Annotated in this window: 16 protein-coding genes; 11 read left to right on the top strand and 5 right to left on the bottom strand. The window is 53.9% G+C overall.

Annotated features, from left to right (window positions below; translation table 11 throughout):
• The first annotated feature begins 81 nt into the window (after nt 1–81).
• The 4 genes from cysT to P0X86_RS26200 are packed head-to-tail and all read left to right on the top strand — an operon-like array spanning nt 82 to nt 3846.
• Nucleotides 82–897, top strand: a complete 816-nt coding sequence (gene cysT, locus P0X86_RS26215) for a sulfate ABC transporter permease subunit CysT (protein ID WP_036662786.1) — start codon at nt 82–84, stop codon at nt 895–897.
• Nucleotides 894–1691 (top strand): sulfate ABC transporter permease subunit, encoded by a 798-nt coding sequence (locus P0X86_RS26210; RefSeq protein ID WP_096776470.1) that lies wholly within the window; start codon nt 894–896, stop codon nt 1689–1691. The genes cysT and P0X86_RS26210 overlap by 4 nt, the downstream gene beginning before the upstream one ends.
• A 1-nt stretch (nt 1692) precedes the next feature.
• Nucleotides 1693–2757, top strand: coding sequence for a sulfate/molybdate ABC transporter ATP-binding protein (locus tag P0X86_RS26205; RefSeq protein ID WP_015737200.1), 1065 nt, complete (start codon nt 1693–1695; stop codon nt 2755–2757).
• 30 nt (nt 2758–2787) lie between these two features.
• On the top strand, nt 2788–3846 hold the full coding sequence (locus P0X86_RS26200; protein ID WP_096776469.1) for a sulfate ABC transporter substrate-binding protein: 1059 nt from the start codon (nt 2788–2790) through the stop codon (nt 3844–3846).
• A gap of 229 nt (nt 3847–4075) precedes the next feature.
• Here the strand turns inward: P0X86_RS26200 and P0X86_RS26195 are convergent, their stop codons facing one another.
• A complete protein-coding gene (locus P0X86_RS26195; RefSeq protein ID WP_192570719.1) occupies nt 4076–4642 on the bottom strand; it encodes a GNAT family N-acetyltransferase in 567 nt (188 codons plus the stop codon).
• Between the two features lie 222 nt (nt 4643–4864).
• On the opposite strand from P0X86_RS26195, the gene P0X86_RS26190 reads away from it, so the two are divergent.
• From P0X86_RS26190 to P0X86_RS26175, 4 genes are all read left to right on the top strand, one after another.
• Nucleotides 4865–6109, top strand: a complete 1245-nt coding sequence (locus P0X86_RS26190; RefSeq protein ID WP_277746822.1) for a serpin family protein — start codon at nt 4865–4867, stop codon at nt 6107–6109.
• A gap of 112 nt (nt 6110–6221) precedes the next feature.
• Nucleotides 6222–7250, top strand: coding sequence for a TIR domain-containing protein (locus P0X86_RS26185; RefSeq protein WP_015737196.1), 1029 nt, complete (start codon nt 6222–6224; stop codon nt 7248–7250).
• The gene (locus P0X86_RS26180) at nt 7247–7483 is read left to right on the top strand and encodes a hypothetical protein (protein ID WP_009589256.1); all 237 of its coding nucleotides are present in this window, start codon (nt 7247–7249) and stop codon (nt 7481–7483) included. The genes P0X86_RS26185 and P0X86_RS26180 overlap by 4 nt, the downstream gene beginning before the upstream one ends.
• Nucleotides 7484–7634: 151 nt before the next feature.
• On the top strand, nt 7635–8420 hold the full coding sequence (locus P0X86_RS26175; protein ID WP_277746821.1) for an MBL fold metallo-hydrolase: 786 nt from the start codon (nt 7635–7637) through the stop codon (nt 8418–8420).
• Between the two features lie 113 nt (nt 8421–8533).
• Here P0X86_RS26175 and P0X86_RS26170 read toward each other — a convergent pair whose 3' ends face one another.
• On the bottom strand, nt 8534–8944 hold the full coding sequence (locus tag P0X86_RS26170) for a GNAT family protein (protein ID WP_277746820.1): 411 nt from the start codon (nt 8942–8944) through the stop codon (nt 8534–8536).
• Between the two features lie 221 nt (nt 8945–9165).
• Here P0X86_RS26170 and P0X86_RS26165 point away from each other — a divergent pair, with 221 nt between their 5' ends.
• The gene (locus P0X86_RS26165; protein WP_277746819.1) at nt 9166–9927 is read left to right on the top strand and encodes a TioE family transcriptional regulator; all 762 of its coding nucleotides are present in this window, start codon (nt 9166–9168) and stop codon (nt 9925–9927) included.
• Nucleotides 9928–10057: 130 nt separating this feature from the next.
• On the opposite strand, the gene P0X86_RS26160 is transcribed toward P0X86_RS26165, so the two are convergent.
• Together P0X86_RS26160 and P0X86_RS26155 are read right to left on the bottom strand one after the other, a co-directional pair.
• The gene (locus P0X86_RS26160; protein ID WP_009589265.1) at nt 10058–10864 is read right to left on the bottom strand and encodes a Cof-type HAD-IIB family hydrolase; all 807 of its coding nucleotides are present in this window, start codon (nt 10862–10864) and stop codon (nt 10058–10060) included.
• A 39-nt stretch (nt 10865–10903) separates the two neighbouring features.
• Entirely contained in the window at nt 10904–11806 is a 903-nt protein-coding gene (locus P0X86_RS26155) for a DMT family transporter (RefSeq protein ID WP_277746818.1), read from the bottom strand.
• A gap of 287 nt (nt 11807–12093) precedes the next feature.
• On the opposite strand from P0X86_RS26155, the gene P0X86_RS26150 reads away from it, so the two are divergent.
• The gene (locus P0X86_RS26150; RefSeq protein WP_015737190.1) at nt 12094–12804 is read left to right on the top strand and encodes a metal-dependent hydrolase; all 711 of its coding nucleotides are present in this window, start codon (nt 12094–12096) and stop codon (nt 12802–12804) included.
• A gap of 89 nt (nt 12805–12893) precedes the next feature.
• On the opposite strand, the gene lplA is transcribed toward P0X86_RS26150, so the two are convergent.
• Nucleotides 12894–13895 (bottom strand): lipoate--protein ligase, encoded by a 1002-nt coding sequence (gene lplA, locus P0X86_RS26145; protein WP_015737189.1) that lies wholly within the window; start codon nt 13893–13895, stop codon nt 12894–12896.
• Nucleotides 13896–14070: 175 nt separating this feature from the next.
• Between lplA and cobD the strand changes: the two genes are divergently transcribed.
• On the top strand, nt 14071–15195 hold the full coding sequence (cobD, locus tag P0X86_RS26140; protein ID WP_213579648.1) for a threonine-phosphate decarboxylase CobD: 1125 nt from the start codon (nt 14071–14073) through the stop codon (nt 15193–15195).
• Nucleotides 15196–15277: the final 82 nt, after the last annotated feature.

The following is a 15277-nucleotide window of genomic DNA, read 5'->3' as shown; positions in this document are numbered from 1 at the left end:
CCAAGTATACAAATAGGAAATATAAAGATGGTTTGTGGAGGAGTCGACCGGAATGCCATCCGGAGGCGGGAGGGATACGAGATGACAACATGGATTCGTCATAAAGGTTGGACTTGGGGTTTTCGAAGCACCGTACTGCTTTATTTTCTTGCCTTGATCGTACTGCCGATCTTTGGGGTGTATGTGCAATCATTCTCTGCGGGATGGGGCCATTTTGCGGAAAGCGTAATGGATCCGATCGCCTGGAAGGCCGTGCTGCTTACCATTAAACTGGGCCTAATCTCTACTTTCATCAACGTGCTTATCGGAACGATGATTGCTTGGGTGCTCATACGGTATCGATTTCCGGGAAGGACGCTGCTGAACAGTCTGGTGGATCTGCCTTTTGCGCTGCCGACGGCCGTTGGCGGCTTGATGATTTTGCTGCTGCTTGGGCCGGGGAGCTTGCTTGGAGGCCTGGCGGAGAAGCTCGGCTTTGAAATCGTGTTCCATCAGCCGGCGATCGTGGTCGCCATGCTGTTTGTCACGTTCCCGTTTGTAATCCGGGCGGTTCAGCCGCTGCTGGAAGAGCTGGATCCGCTGGAGGAAGAGGCCGCATATACGATGGGCGCTTCCAGAACGAGAACCTTTTTTAAAGTCATCCTGCCGTCGATGCTGCCGGGAATCATCAGCGGAGGGATGCTGGCCTTCTCTAGGGCATTGGCTGAATTCGGCGCCGTCGTCCTGGTTGCCGGCAACATTCCGGGCAGGACGCTGATCGCATCGGTATTTATTTTTGGCGAGGTGGAGAGCGATAATCCGGCCGGAGCGGCTGCCGTATCGATTCTGCTTCTTACGCTCTCCTTCATGATCCTCTGGGTGATCAATGCCGTGCAGCAGAGGGGGAGACGAGCTTGAAACGATTATGGATCGGACTTACGTATGCCGTATTTATCATCCTGCTGATCATTCCCCTGTCCCGAATTGCGATCGGTGCGTTCGATAAGGGGCTGGACGGGTTTGCGGAGGGGCTGCTCAGGCCGGAAGCCCTGCATGCCCTGATGATGACGGGTCTGATTGTGGTATTCGTTACTTTTTTGAATGCGTTGTTTGGCATCATGATGGCGCTGTATCTGGTGCGGGCAAATTGGCTCAGCCGAAAGCTCAAGGGCATTCTGAACAGCATTGTCGACCTGCCTTACGCTGTTTCGCCGGTCATCGGCGGTTTGATGATTGTGCTGCTGCTGGGACCCGACAGCATCATCGGCGGTTTTTTTGAAGGGATCGGGTTTAAGGTGGTGTATGCGTTCCCCGGCATGGTGATTGCGACGCTCTTCGTCACGTTCCCGCTGATGGTTCGCGAGGTCATGCCCGTCCTGCAGGAGATCGGAAACGATCAGGAGCAGGCGGCCGCGACGCTTGGGGCTTACGGGTGGACCACGTTCGTGAAAGTAACGTGGCCTTCCATCCGGTGGGCCGTCGTATACGGCCTGGTGCTCACGGTAGCCCGTTCATTGGGCGAGTTCGGCGCCGTGCTGGTGGTCTCCGGCAACATCATGAACAAAACCCAGACGGCGACGACGCTTGTGTATCAGGACGTGGAGAATTTCAACGTGGCTGCGGCGAATGGAGTGGCGCTGGTACTGGCCGCCTTCTCCGTAGGTCTCTTGCTGCTGATGGAATGGGCCAAAAAAAGAAAGGATGTGCATTGATATGCATGTGGAAGTTCGCGATCTGAACAAGCATTTCGGTACGTTTCACGCCGTCAAGAATGTCAGCTTCGAGATTGAAAAGGGACATCTGATCGGGCTTCTGGGGCCCAGCGGAGGCGGTAAAACCTCCATCCTGCGCATGCTGGCCGGGCTTGAGAATCCGGATTCCGGACAAATCTCCTTTCATGGCCAAGTGGTCAATGACCTGCCGCCGCAGGAGCGCGGCATCGGCTTTGTGTTCCAGAACTATGCCTTGTTTAAGCATATGACCGTGTTTGACAACATCGCTTTCGGCTTGAAGGTGAAGAAGGCCGCTAAGGCCAAAATCAAAGACCGGGTGATGGAGCTGGTGGAACTGACGGGCTTGAAAGGCTTCGAGAGCCGTTATCCGCACCAGTTATCGGGCGGACAGCGCCAGCGCGTAGCCTTTGCCAGAGCGCTTGCGCCCGAGCCGCAGCTGCTCTTATTGGATGAACCGTTCGCCGCCATCGATGCGAAGATCCGCCAAGAGCTGCGCTCCTGGCTTCGCGAGCTGATCGAGCGGGTCGGCATCACGTCGATTTTTGTTACGCATGACCAGGATGAGGCGATTGAAGTCGCGGACGAAATCATGATCATTAATCAGGGGCGCGTCGAGCAGAAGGGAACGCCGTGGGATATTTACAAGGAGCCGAAGACGCCGTTTGTCGCTTCCTTCATAGGCGAGTCCACCGTGATTTCAAGCGCTGCCGAACTGAAGGGATTTGAGGCAGCGGCTAACAAGAATGCGACGCGCGCATTAATTCGCCCGGAATATATCGAGATTGGAAGCGAGCATGATTTCAGCGTGCTGTCCGCCACGGAGACGGGGATCGTCCGCCATCTGCATTTCCGCGGCAGCGAGTGGCTCGTGGAGGTGGAGGTCAAGGGACATAAACTGATCACTTACCGGTCGCTGGAGAAGGAAACGCTGCAGCCGGGCCAAGAGGTCCGCGTCCTCGTTCACCGGGCATACCTCTTTAACGACGAGCACAGCTGGATCGAGGAAAATCGCCTGAAGGTCGATCCGATGCCGATTATGATCTGATGATTCTAAATAACGAAGGGAAGTGGATTCATGCGGATCTTGAATATGAAACGAACCTCATTCCTGCAAGTGGGCATGGCGCTTCTCTTCAGTTTGCTTATCGCAGGATGTGCCGATGATCAGCCCGTCAATGAAGATGCGATGTCGCAGCCGGGCGAGCGAACGATCGTGCTGGGCGCGTACAGCGTAGCTAGGGATGCCTTGTCCGAGATTATCCCCGCTTTTCAAGCCGAGTGGAAGGCACAGACGGGTGAAACCATTCGTTTTCAGGAATCCTACGAGGCTTCCGGAACACAGGCGCGCGCCATTACGGGCGGGTTTGAGGCTGACGTCACGCTGCTTGCCATGGAAGGGGATGTCGATAAACTCGTCAGGGCAGGGCTCGTCGACAAGGAGTGGAAATCCCAGCCTTATAACGGCATGGTGACACGCTCGATTGTCGTTCTCGGTACCCGCGCAGGTAACCCGAAAGGGATACGGGATTTTGACGATCTGACCCGATCGGACGTCAAGGTGCTGTATCCGAATCCGAAGACCTCGGGCGGGGCGCAGTGGGACATCAACGCGATTTACGGCGCCGGCCTGAAACAATCGGAAGAGAATGGAAAGCGTGATCCTGCCGAAGCGAAAGCCTTCCTTGAAGCGGTTCACCGCAATGTGGAGTCGCTCGATAAAAGCGGGCGGGCTTCGATGGCGGCTTTTGAATATGGGGTCGGGGATGTGATCGTTACGTATGAGAACGAGCTGCTAGCCCGGATTGCCCAAGGCGTCCAGTATGACATTGTTGTACCGCAGCATACGATGCTGATCGAGAATCCAGCCGCAGTCGTGGAGCGGTTTGCGAAGAAACACGGCACTGAGGATGTATCGGCGGCTTTTGTGGAGTACTTGCGTACGCCGGAGGCGCAGAACATCTTCGTGAAGCATGGCTTCCGTCCCGTCGAGGAATCGGTGCATGAACAGACGAAGGAGCGGTTTGCCAACCCGCCGGGGCTGTTCGACATCGAGTATCTGGGCGGATGGGACCAGGTGCGCGAGACGCTGTATTCGAAGCGAGGGGTTTGGTATCAGGTGCTGGCAGGGCTGTGATGCTCGGTGGTATATGGAGCGATTGATAGGTTCATGAGGGGTCGTCGCGTGCTGAGTTGCGTATCATCCATGGCCCGTCGGCGACAAAAAAAGATAAAGCGAGCCGTTCAGGATATCCTGAACGGCTCGCTTATTTGTACGTACAGAACGAACATTAGCATTCGTCTGAATGACGCCTCCTATTTTTGCAAATATGCCACGTATACGGATTATTCCGTACCATCTTGCTCTATACGGTTGCTTTGCGCGCTTCCCATTCTTCTCGCAGAATGCCCATGCGAATGGAGTCGTAATAGACGCCGTCGTAATACCGGCACTTTCGCATACGGCCTTCGAGCTGCATGCCCACCTTTTCCGCACAGCGCATCATTCGCGGATTGCCGGACCAGGTCGTAATGCCGACACGGGCGATGGTGAGGTTTTGGAACAGGCAATCCACCCACAACGACAGTGCTTCCGTACCGTACCCGCCGCTCCAACGGCCCGGGTCATAAATCAGGATGCCGGCTTCCAGCCAGCGCGAGGCCTCATGCTCCCAATAGAACGTGACGATGCCAATCGTTGTGCCCTCGGCTTCGATGAGCAGATCGCTCGGAAATTGATCGGTTTCGAAGTCGGCATTCCACTGCGTTTCAAAAATTTCGTAGGAAATCTGCTTGAGCGGGAAATAAGGGGCGTCGTATTTTTTCCATTCCGGGTTCTTCGTGCCATAGATCAGATTATATAGAACAGGGGTATCCTCGGGTTTCCTGGATCGCAGCGTCACTTTGCTGCCTTCAAGACGGATTTTTTGCATATGTAGAAAATTCCTTTCGCTCTGCATGTCTTTTAGGTATGTTGCTGGAACTCATCTATTCATTGTAGCGGTGATGAAGTGGATTGCCAACTGAATTTGGATAAATGATCCTTTATATGAAACATTAGGAGTGTCGATTCCGTCAATAGCAGATAGATCAAAAATCTGGCATTGAAGGGGGACAAGGGTGATGCGGAAAAAAAGATACTCACAGGCCTATGCTTGCTTGTTGGGCTTACCGCCTGCGCTCAGGACAGCGGGATCCAGCCGGGGGAATCGCAGGGCATTGCGCATAAGCAGACCAATGTGAAGGAATTGTCGGCGCAGGAACGCAAAGAGGTATTAGGCAAGGTGGATGCCGGCATGGTGAAAGCGCAGAATGATTTTGGTTTACGGTTGCACCAGGCGTTATCGGATAACCCTGAGTACACGAGCGATAACCTGATTATTTCTCCATACAGCATCACGCAGGCCTTGGCACTGGCTTATAACGGGACCGCGGGCGATACGGCTGCCGAGATGGCCGATATGCTGGGCTGGAGGGGCATGAAAGATGCAGGCATCAATGAAGGCAACCGCCAGCTGCGCTCCTTGCTGGAGAACGGAGGCGGCGTCGTGCTGAACGTGGCCAATTCCGTTTGGCACCGGCCAGGTCTTAAGCTGAAGGAGGCTTATGCGGAAGCCGTAAAGGACAGTTACGGCGCGGAGGTCAGGGAGACGGACCTTCAGCAGGAGGACGCGATGCATGCAATTAACCAATGGGTGAAAGACAAAACCAGCGGCATGATCCCTAAGATATATCATGAGCCGCCAGGCGGCGTTGCGGTCCTGATCAATGCCATATATTTCAACGGCGGGTGGACGGATGAATTTGATCCGGCAAATACCGTGGATGAAGAATTTACGCTATCTGACGGCACCACTCAACAAGTTCCGATGATGAAGAGGGAAGATAGATACAGCTATAAAGAAGGAGAGTCCTGGCAGGCCATCCGCATTCCATATGGAGATGGCCGCATGCACATGCTGGTCATCCTGCCGAAGGAATCCTCCACGATCGATAAGCTGCATCGGCAGCTGTGGAAGGATGCGTCCGTCTGGAAAGGCGATTACTCGTTCGAAACGGTTCAGCTCAGTCTGCCCAAGTTTAAGGCGGAGCAGAGCTTCGAGCTTCCGGATGCCCTTAAGAGCCTTGGCATGGTCAAGGCATTCGACGCCGCCGAGGCTGATTTTAGCAAAATGGCCGAACAAGGAGATGGATTTTGGATCGATCATGTCACACACCAGACGATAGTCGATGTCAGCGAAAAAGGGACAAAGGCCGCAGCTGTGACAGCGGTGGGAATAACGGAAAGCGCCGAGCCTACCGAGCCGATCGCCATGAAGATCAACCGCCCTTTTTTCTTTGCCATTGAAGATCGGGACACGGGTGCATGGTTATTTATGGGGTCTGTTTTGAAACCGTAGCATATACTATACCAACATGCGCCTGCCATAATTTTCACCCAAAAATAGGCAACTTTGTTATAATGGTCGAATAAGACTAAAATGTATAACAAAGGGAGAATAGGATGTGCCTATGACCATACCGAAGCCGAATTTATTCATAGGTTCTTCCAGAGAGGCCATCAAGTATGCAAGGGCGATCCACGAACAGATCAAACGCTCCGCCCAAGTGACGCCTTGGTACGGAGGTACGTTCGGAGCGAATATGTATACGATGGAAGCTTTGGAGAAGCAGCTGGCGTCCAGTGATTTTGGTGTGTTCGTCTTTTCTCCGGATGATGTGGCGCTCATTCGAGGCAAACATGTATTTGTTACCCGCGACAACACGTTGTTTGAGATGGGGCTGTACTGGGGAAGGCTCGGACGGCGAAGGGTATACTGCATCATTCCGGATCAGGTAGAGGCAGACAGCAGTTCAGTTCAAGACGTGATCGTTAAGGATTATCACCTACTCTCCGACCTGCAGGGCATTACGCTGCTCGAATACGAGCTTCGAAGCGACGATGATTACAAATCTGCCGTCGATGTCGCCTGCGGACATATTCTGAGCGCGATCGAAACCGAAGGATTCTATAACAACCCGAGTACATTGATTGAACAGAAGGATGCGGAGCTGAGACGCAAGCAAAGCGTGCTGCATTTTTTCTGGGAATATAACCGAAACGTGCATGTGAGCGATGAAGCGGAAAAATATCATGCACTGAGTGAAGCCGTCCGAAACTCCTTGCTCCCGCCGGCTGCAGGGGATTTCCGGGTGACCGGCGCAGCCTTTTGGGGACGAAGGGATGAAGGCATTGCCCAAATTGGGGGTAATGTAGGTAAAGGACGGTATTTCCCGTTCGATGGGAAAAAGGATCATTCGCCAAGCAACCAGTCGATTTACGTGATTGATGTCTATAATAGTGGAAAATGGGCATTTTATCACGAAGAGGAAGTTGCGCAGGTGTATGTGTTCTGCTATCCTTTAGGTGTAAATCATGTATTGTCCGTGCATTTTACGGGACATGAGATTCTTACGGATGAAGATCTCGCGGAGGTTGTGGAACAGAATCGTGAGCTGCTTCGTACCATCAGGCATTTAGTTGGAGGGGATTCGTCGTGAGCAGGAATGAGAAGAAGAGAACGTCAGGTCATCCGCAGGGGTCCGCCAATGGCAGCAGCTGGGTGGTTCGGGGGCCCGTACCGATGATGAGTACGCTGAAATCCCGGAAGCGCTCGGTCAGACGCTCAAGCAAGAGCAGTGTATATGTCGGTCCTTCCGTGGAAGGCGTGGATAAGAAGTACGTCAAGGTCATCAGCGGAGCTGTTGACGATAATAAGCCCTCGTTTGCTTAATGAATTGCTATCATAAACGTATCGTATGGCAGGAATGACGAAAGACCGTCCGGGATGAGCCCGGCGGTCTTTGTTTTTTTCTTCGTGCGCTAATACAATAAAGGGACAAGGTTTGCTTAACCGTGAAGGAATCAATACATAAAAATGGGGGATGCGTGTGAGCGGAGATACATTAACTTTTCTGGGAACCGGGGATGCGATGGGCGTCCCGCGGGTATATTGCGATTGCGGGGTATGCACGGAAGCGAGGAGTACGGGCGTGAACCGGCGATTGCGCTCCTCGGCGATGGTGGAGTGCGGCGAAACGTCCTTTATGATCGACTGCGGTCCGGATTGGCGCGGCATGATGGAGGGGCTCGGAATTCGGAAAATGAGCGACATGCTGATTACGCACGCCCACTTTGATCATATCGGAGGCCTTCCGGAATGGAGCGATGCCTGCAGATGGCAGAGGGAAAAAGGCCAGCTATACGCCCCAGCCGAGGTGCTGGACCAGATTGTCCGCCAGTATCCGTGGCTTCCGCGGCAGATGGAGATGACGCCAGTCGATGATGGATTTACATTGGCTGGCTGGGAGATTTCGTGCTGGAAAGTAAACCATGGCAAAAACGGGTACTCCTACGCCTACCGGTTCCAGAAGGACGGGTACACCTGGGTGTACAATTCGGATTCGATTGATCTCAGCCCGAAGGAAAAGGAGCCGCTGAAAGGCGTGGATCTCCTGGTGCTGGGAACCAGCTTTGTTCATGAAACCGCCCAATTCGAGACCCGCTCCGTCTATGACATGAAGGAAGCGGCAGAGCTGCTCGCCGAGGTGAAACCTCGCCAAACGGTGTATACCCATATGTCGCATGACGTCGACGTTCGGAAAGAGCTGCCTCTGCCGGAGGGAGTCCGTGTGGCGGTGGCAGGGATGACGGTGAGATTAAATAAATGAAAATATGGAGTAGTTAATCCAGCCATGTGTGCGGACCGACGGCCCCCGTGCGGAGACCTTTAACGTGAAGATGCGGCAGGATTGCCGTTTTAAGCCGCTTGCTGGGATATCTCTCACACAGCTCCGGCCATACCGTATCGTTCAGGGTACAGCAGCTTGAAGCCGGCGTGTTGATACAGCTTGATTCCGGGAACGTCCGTGATGACGGTGACCTCGGCTCCGCTTGGCGCTATTTTTTTTAGGCGGGCGAGCAGTTCGGACACGATCGTTTCTTCAAGCCCTTGATCCCGATAGGATGCCGTGGCCATAACATCTACCAGTTGAAAATACAAAGCGCCGTCGCCGATCACCCTTCCCATACCGATCAGCCGGTCATTGCCGTCCCGGACAAGGACGGAGAGCAGGCTGCGGTTGAGAGCCGTCTCTGCGATCGATTCCTCGACCTCAGGCAGCCCTGCATCGAATCGGAGATCGATATATTCCTTAAGCTGTGGAACTTCCTCGGTTATGTGCATATTCATCATTGATCAGCCTCCCGCTGTTAAGAATACGTTCAACTTGCCTCTACACCAACCAATATACTACATTGATGCAAGTGGGAAGCTGCCGGGCGGCGAATTCGCCAGCACTCTTGTTGATGCTGCACAAACCTTATCTGAGCACTTTAATGTTTTAATTTAAGGTTTGCCAATGGCCCGCGATTCTGGTAAAGTAGGTTCTCAATCGTGGTCGGGGAGGGGACGGCATGCATTACTACAAGCCGCAAGACATCGCCAAAGAGCTGCATATCAGTACGAGTGCTTTAAGGCATTACGAATCTTGGGGAGTGGTGCCCTCACCTGAGCGGAACGAGAAGGGGTACCGTCTATACACGAAGATGCATCTCGCCTACTTCCGGTGTCTGCGGGCCATGTTCCCCGGGTTCGGTTATGCCGTAACCTATGATGTGATTCGCCATATCCAGAAGAGGGAGATGGATGAAGCCCTCTGGCTCGTGAACGGGGAGCAGGTCAAACTGCAGCAGGAAAAGACCATTGCGGACGAAACGCTTGCCCTGCTTGAGAATCCCGGGCTTGACAGCATCAGGGATAAAAAGCTGAAGGCGCATATGACAATCGGCGAAGCTGCCGAATTGACCAACGTGGAGTCGTCCGCCATTCGTCACTGGGAGAAGGAAGGCTTGATCACTCCCGATCGCAACCCCGAGAATGGATATCGGCTGTACAGCCCCTCGCATGTCCGGCAGATTTTGCTGATTCGCTCGCTGAGACGGACCGTATATTACCTGGAGAGCATCAAGGAGATTATTCAGGCCGTGGAGCATCAGAGCATTGAGCAGGCCAAAAAATTGGTCCGCGAAGCGTTGTCGGTCATTCATCAACGAAATCTGCAGCAATTCAACGGCATTCATAAGCTGATGGAGCTGTGCATGGAGGTAGGCTTGCTGGAGTTCGACGATGCGGCTCTTCTGAAGCCGATTCTAACATTTAACCCGGATCGGGAATGATCGACAGGTCGCGGCGGCCTTGCGCTTCCCAAGGAAACGGTTTGGGCGCCGCATTGGCCCGGTTTATGGACAGGAACAAGCCCCCATGGATATCATGGAGGCTTGTTTGCGCAGCTAGTTATTTTTCGTATTAACCTTGGTTGAGCACGAATTTATCAATGACATGCTTCACGCCGTCTTCGTTATTCCCCAACGTAACGTAATCGGCAATCGCCTTAAGCGGCTCGATCGAATTGCCCATAGCGACGCCAAGTCCGGCTGCCTCCAGCATTTCGTGGTCGTTCCAGGAGTCGCCGACAGCGATGGTTTCCTTGAGGTCGCAGCCAAAATGATCGGCCAGGAAGGTCAGCGCATGTCCCTTCGTGCCTTCCTTATGCATGAACTCCAGAAAATGCGGCTTGGATTTGGTAATATGCACTTCATCGCCGAGCAGCTCGCGGAATATAGGGATCAGTTCATCGAGATAGTCGGGATCGTCAATAATGAGCATTTTCGGTGTCGGTTTCCGAACCATCGTCATAAAATCAGGCTCGATATAATAAGGCGTCCGGTTCAGGGCGCAGTAATCGATCAGCTTCTGATTCTCTTCGCGGGCATACAGCTTGTCATCGATGTAGGTTTGCAGATGCAGATTGTGCTCCACGCAGTATTCAAACAGCTTTACGGCAGCGTCGACGGGAACGAAGCGTTCGTAGAGAACCTTTTCGTCGAGCAGGTTTTTGATCAAGGCACCTTGGTAGGTGATGATGGGAACGTTGAGTCCGGTTTGACGGGCAATCGCCTGGGCTGACGCATAGGCACGTCCGGTTGCCAGCGTCACGACGACGCCGTGGGCGACCGCTTGCTCAAGCGCCTGCTGGACGCCTGGGGTTACTTCCTTATCGTCATTGATCAGGGTGTCGTCAATGTCGATGGCCATCAATTTGTAAGTTGTCATGGGTATCTCTCCTTTTTGATTCTGTCTCTGTCTTTAACTCTATTGTACCTTCTGTGGCGCAGACTTCAATTCCGCAATCACCATTCCCGCCAAAATGCACAGGCAACCGATGCCGCCGAAAAGCGTAAGCCGTTCTCCGGCAAACAGAATTCCCGTCAGTGCCGCGAATACGGGCTCCGTTGCATAGATGATGGCTACCCTGGACGGCGTCGTGTATTTTTGGCAGACGGTTTGGATCCAGAAGGCGAATGCGCTGGTAGGGCCGATGGATACAGCGAGCGCCCACAGCACGTTCGGCTCGGTCAGCTTCTCCATCAGATCCGCTGCATGGCCCACATGTTCGGTTAAAGCGGAAGCTATCAGGCTGAATACCCCAACGACGGCCATCTGGAGCGCTGCCAGCAGCAGGGAGGGATATCGGCCGGCATAAACGCCCGTATAACCGATATGGAGCGCAAAACCGATGGCGCAAACGAATACGAGCACATCGCCCTTGTTCAGGCTCATGCCGGATCCGGCGAAGGTGAGCAGGTACAGGCCCGCTGCAGCAAGCAAGGCGCTGATCCAAGTGAATCTGGAGATGGAGTGCTTTAACAGCGCGTACGATATGAAAGGCACCAGCACGACGGACAAGCCGGTAATGAAACCTGCATTGGACGTGGTCGTGTACAGAAGGCCCACCGTTTGAAAGGCATAGCCGATAAACAAAAAAAGACCGAGCAGGCAAGCATGCAGCAGCATCCTGCCGGATATTAGCTTCCACTGATTCCGGTAAAAGAGGGTGATGATCAATGCGAGGAGCAGGGCCGCTCCCAGAAAGCGGGCCGAATTAAAGGCCATAGGCGGGAGGACGCGCACCGCATACTGAACGATGAGGAACGTGGAGCCCCACATCATGGCCACCAGAAGCAGGCTGATGTCGGCGATACGTGAGCGATTCACTAGGTAGTCATCCTTTCCGATGATGCGAAACTCAAATTGCAGCTTCCCGTACTTTCGTCCCCGGGCGTAAGCCATGGGCAAGTGATCAAATTGTATCCCATATGAGCGGATCGGACAACCATTTTTAAGCCTGCAAAAGTGGAAGGGGTAGACAAAAAGAGGATGATTTTGCTATACTAATGAACCGAACGTATATTCTCATGACCCTGGGCTATCGGACGTGGAGATCGGCAAGCGATCCATCGATTCCATAGTCAGCATTGAGCTTAGAAAGGAAGAATGTCATCATGATGGGCAGAGCTCATTTGATTATCAGCACAGGGGTCACGTTATCCGTCATGGGCATGAGCGGAGTGCCTGTCACGCTGCCTGCCGCGGCAGTGGCTTTGGTCAGCTCGCTGCTTCCCGACATCGACGAGCCCAACTCCCTGCTGGTGCGCAAGGCGATTCCTTCCGGGCTGCTGCGAATTCTACAGCTGGCGATGATTGGCGCCGCCATATTCGTCGTATTCTACGGCAAGGAGTATGCGCCTTGGAATATCGCCCTGGCCGGGCTGATCGGGGTTGTTTCGTACCTGCCGAGCCGGACGCTGCGCCATGTCGTCATGTTCCTGATCGGCTTGGGACTGATTTCCTTCGGGCAGGGCTTCAGCCCATGGAATACGATCGCAGGCAGCGTGCTGATTGCAGGCTCCTTGGTGACCCATCGGGGGTTAACCCATACCGTCTATGCCGCAGCCGGATGGACGGGCTTGCTGTATTTTGCGTCACAGGGCAAGATCGGCGGGGAAAGCCTATGGTTTGCCGGCGGTTTATCCTACTCGATTCATTTGCTCGCAGATGCGCTGACCAACCGCGGAATCCGTCCGCTTCCTCCGTTCAAATGGAGAATCAAGCTGAAGATCATGAGCACCGGAAGCAAATGGGGACGCACGGTAGAGAATGCCTGCATTGTGCTGACGCTGGCCCTTGTTTGGTACGTGTTTATGGCTTCTTAAATCCGGGATATGCAGTTTTACAATGAAAAAGCCTCCCGCCCTTATGCAATGCATACGGGGCGAGAGGCTTATTTAGATTTCAGCCGGATCTATTCCTCAAGAAAGATGAGGCCGATCAGATCGTCGAGCTCGAGGTTGCCGAAGTAATGCTTGACGTCGATGCCGGATAGCGCGGTGCGCACCGCCGTTTCTTCGTACCGTTTGCCGCGAAGCAGATTCTCGATATCCGCAACATCGCCGACGCCGAAGAAATCGCCGTAAATTTTAATCTCTCCGATATGCCCTTCACGGATATCCATGCGGATATCGATGATGCCCACCGGGAACTTCCTCGCATGCTTTACGTTGCTCTCAGGGGACAGCCCGTAGTTCCAATCCCAATTCTGGTAGCGTTCCTTCGAAATCTGGTTGATGATCTCCCAATCCTTCTCCTGAAGCACGTATTGCGGTACTTGATCCGGTTCCATCCCGAAGATCGAGCGAAGCAGCTCCGCGCGGAACTGTTCAATGGTCATGTCGGTGCCAAGCAGCTCCTTGATGTTCGCTACGCGGCTGCGCACGGACTTGGTGCTCTTGGATTTGAACTTTTCCGGATTGGCATTCAGCGAGGCCTGCACGTCATCCAGATTCAGATCGAACATGAGCGTGCCGTGGCTGAACATGCGTCCCCGCGTCGAGAACTGAGCGTTCCCCGAAATTTTCTTCTCGCCGACCTGCAGGTCATTCCGGCCGCTGAGCTCGGCTGGCACGCCCATCTTTTGCAGGAAGTCGATGACCGGCTGCGTGAACTTCAGGAAGTTGTGGAACGACTGGCCGTCGTCCTTCGTAATGAAGCTGAAATTCAGGTTGCCGAGATCGTGGTACACGGCTCCGCCGCCGGACAGCCGGCGCACAACCTGGATGTTGTTGTCGCGAACGTATTCCTGGTTGATCTCTTCGATCGTATTCTGATGCTTTCCGATGATGATGGAAGGCTTGTTGATATAAAAGAGAAGGTAGCTCTCGTCCATGGACAAGTGCTTAAGCGCATATTCTTCAATTGCTAGGTTGATGGATGGGTCGTGAATCCCCTGATTATCGATAAATAGCATAGCATCCTCCGTCGTCACAATTCAAAATGTGGTGCTTCCAGACTATTGTAAACCAATTTGAAGGCAGAGACAAAGCATTCCATGTTGACGAGTCAGGGACGGTAGCGACATAATGATGGCATTACATAACGGCAGGGCTTGCAAGAGCCATGGGCATGGAACGGGAGGAACCCTTATGAGCGATAATAACCAACCTTTGATCGAGGTGTACGGACACGGCGGGGACGTGGAGACGGCGGCGGCTGCATATGGAAGGGCAGCCTCGGCTTTTCTGGATTACAGCGCGAATATTAACCCGCTAGGACCGCCCCAAGGGGTCATGGCAGCGTTAGAGGAAGGGATGAGCGCGGTGATTCGTTATCCGGATCCGGGGCACCGCGAATTCAAGAGGCTGCTTGCAGAGGAATTGGACACCGATGCCCGGTGCATTCTTGTCGGAAATGGAGCTGCAGAATGCATGGCACTGCTGCTGCTGGGCCTGCAGCCCCGAACGGTCGGCGTGGTCGATCCTTGTTTTTCCGAATACCGGGAATTGTCCTTGAAATTTGGTTCGGACATCCGCTCCGTGTGCGGGGAGCCGGAGCGGGATTGGCGTGCGGACAAGGCGGATATGATGGAGCTGATCGCCTGCACGGATCTCGTATTTGTGGGACAGCCGAACAATCCGAACGGGGTTCAGTACAGCCTGGAGGATATTCGCGAGCTGGCGGCATGCGCTGAGCAAGAAGGGACCTGGCTGGTGCTGGATGAGGCCTTCATCGATTTCATTCCGCCGGAGGACAGACAGACGTTGATGCCGGAACTGCAGGACTATCCGCGGACGATCATTGTCCGGTCGATGACCAAGTTTTATGCGATACCGGGCCTGCGGCTCGGGTTTACGGTTGCCCACCCCGACGTGATACGCGCCATGGCAGGCAAACAGGTGACGTGGAGCGTCAATGGACTGGCGCTGCTTGCGGGAGAGGCTTGTCTTGGCAGCGGCAGGGAATATGAACTGGACACGCTGCAATTGATTCGCGTGGAACGCGAGAAGCTGATACATGGTTTACGAGCGCTGGGGCTTGACGTTACGCCGGGGGAGGCCAATTTTCTGCTGATGGAGCTTCCGCGGCCTTGGAATGCAGGGACGTTCCAGCAGGAAATGGGCAGGCGGGGCGTGCTCGTCCGCAGCTGCGCCATGTACCCGGGCCTCGGTGAGCGCCACATCCGGTTAGCCGTTAAGGATGCCGGATCTAACGACAGACTGCTGGCGATAACCGCGGAGGTCCTTGGAAATCCTTCTGCTGACGCGACTTAGGGATTTCTAGCAGCAGATCCATATGAAGAACGCTACAGGTACAGTTGGTTCAGATATTTAAGGAGCAGGGAGAGAAAAAAAC

The organism is Paenibacillus sp. BR1-192, assembly GCF_029542445.1.
GTDB classification, from domain to species: domain Bacteria; phylum Bacillota; class Bacilli; order Paenibacillales; family Paenibacillaceae; genus Paenibacillus_AQ; species Paenibacillus_AQ lautus_A.
Note: the sequence above shows the minus strand (reverse complement) of the source record. Positions and strands in the feature narration are given on the sequence as shown.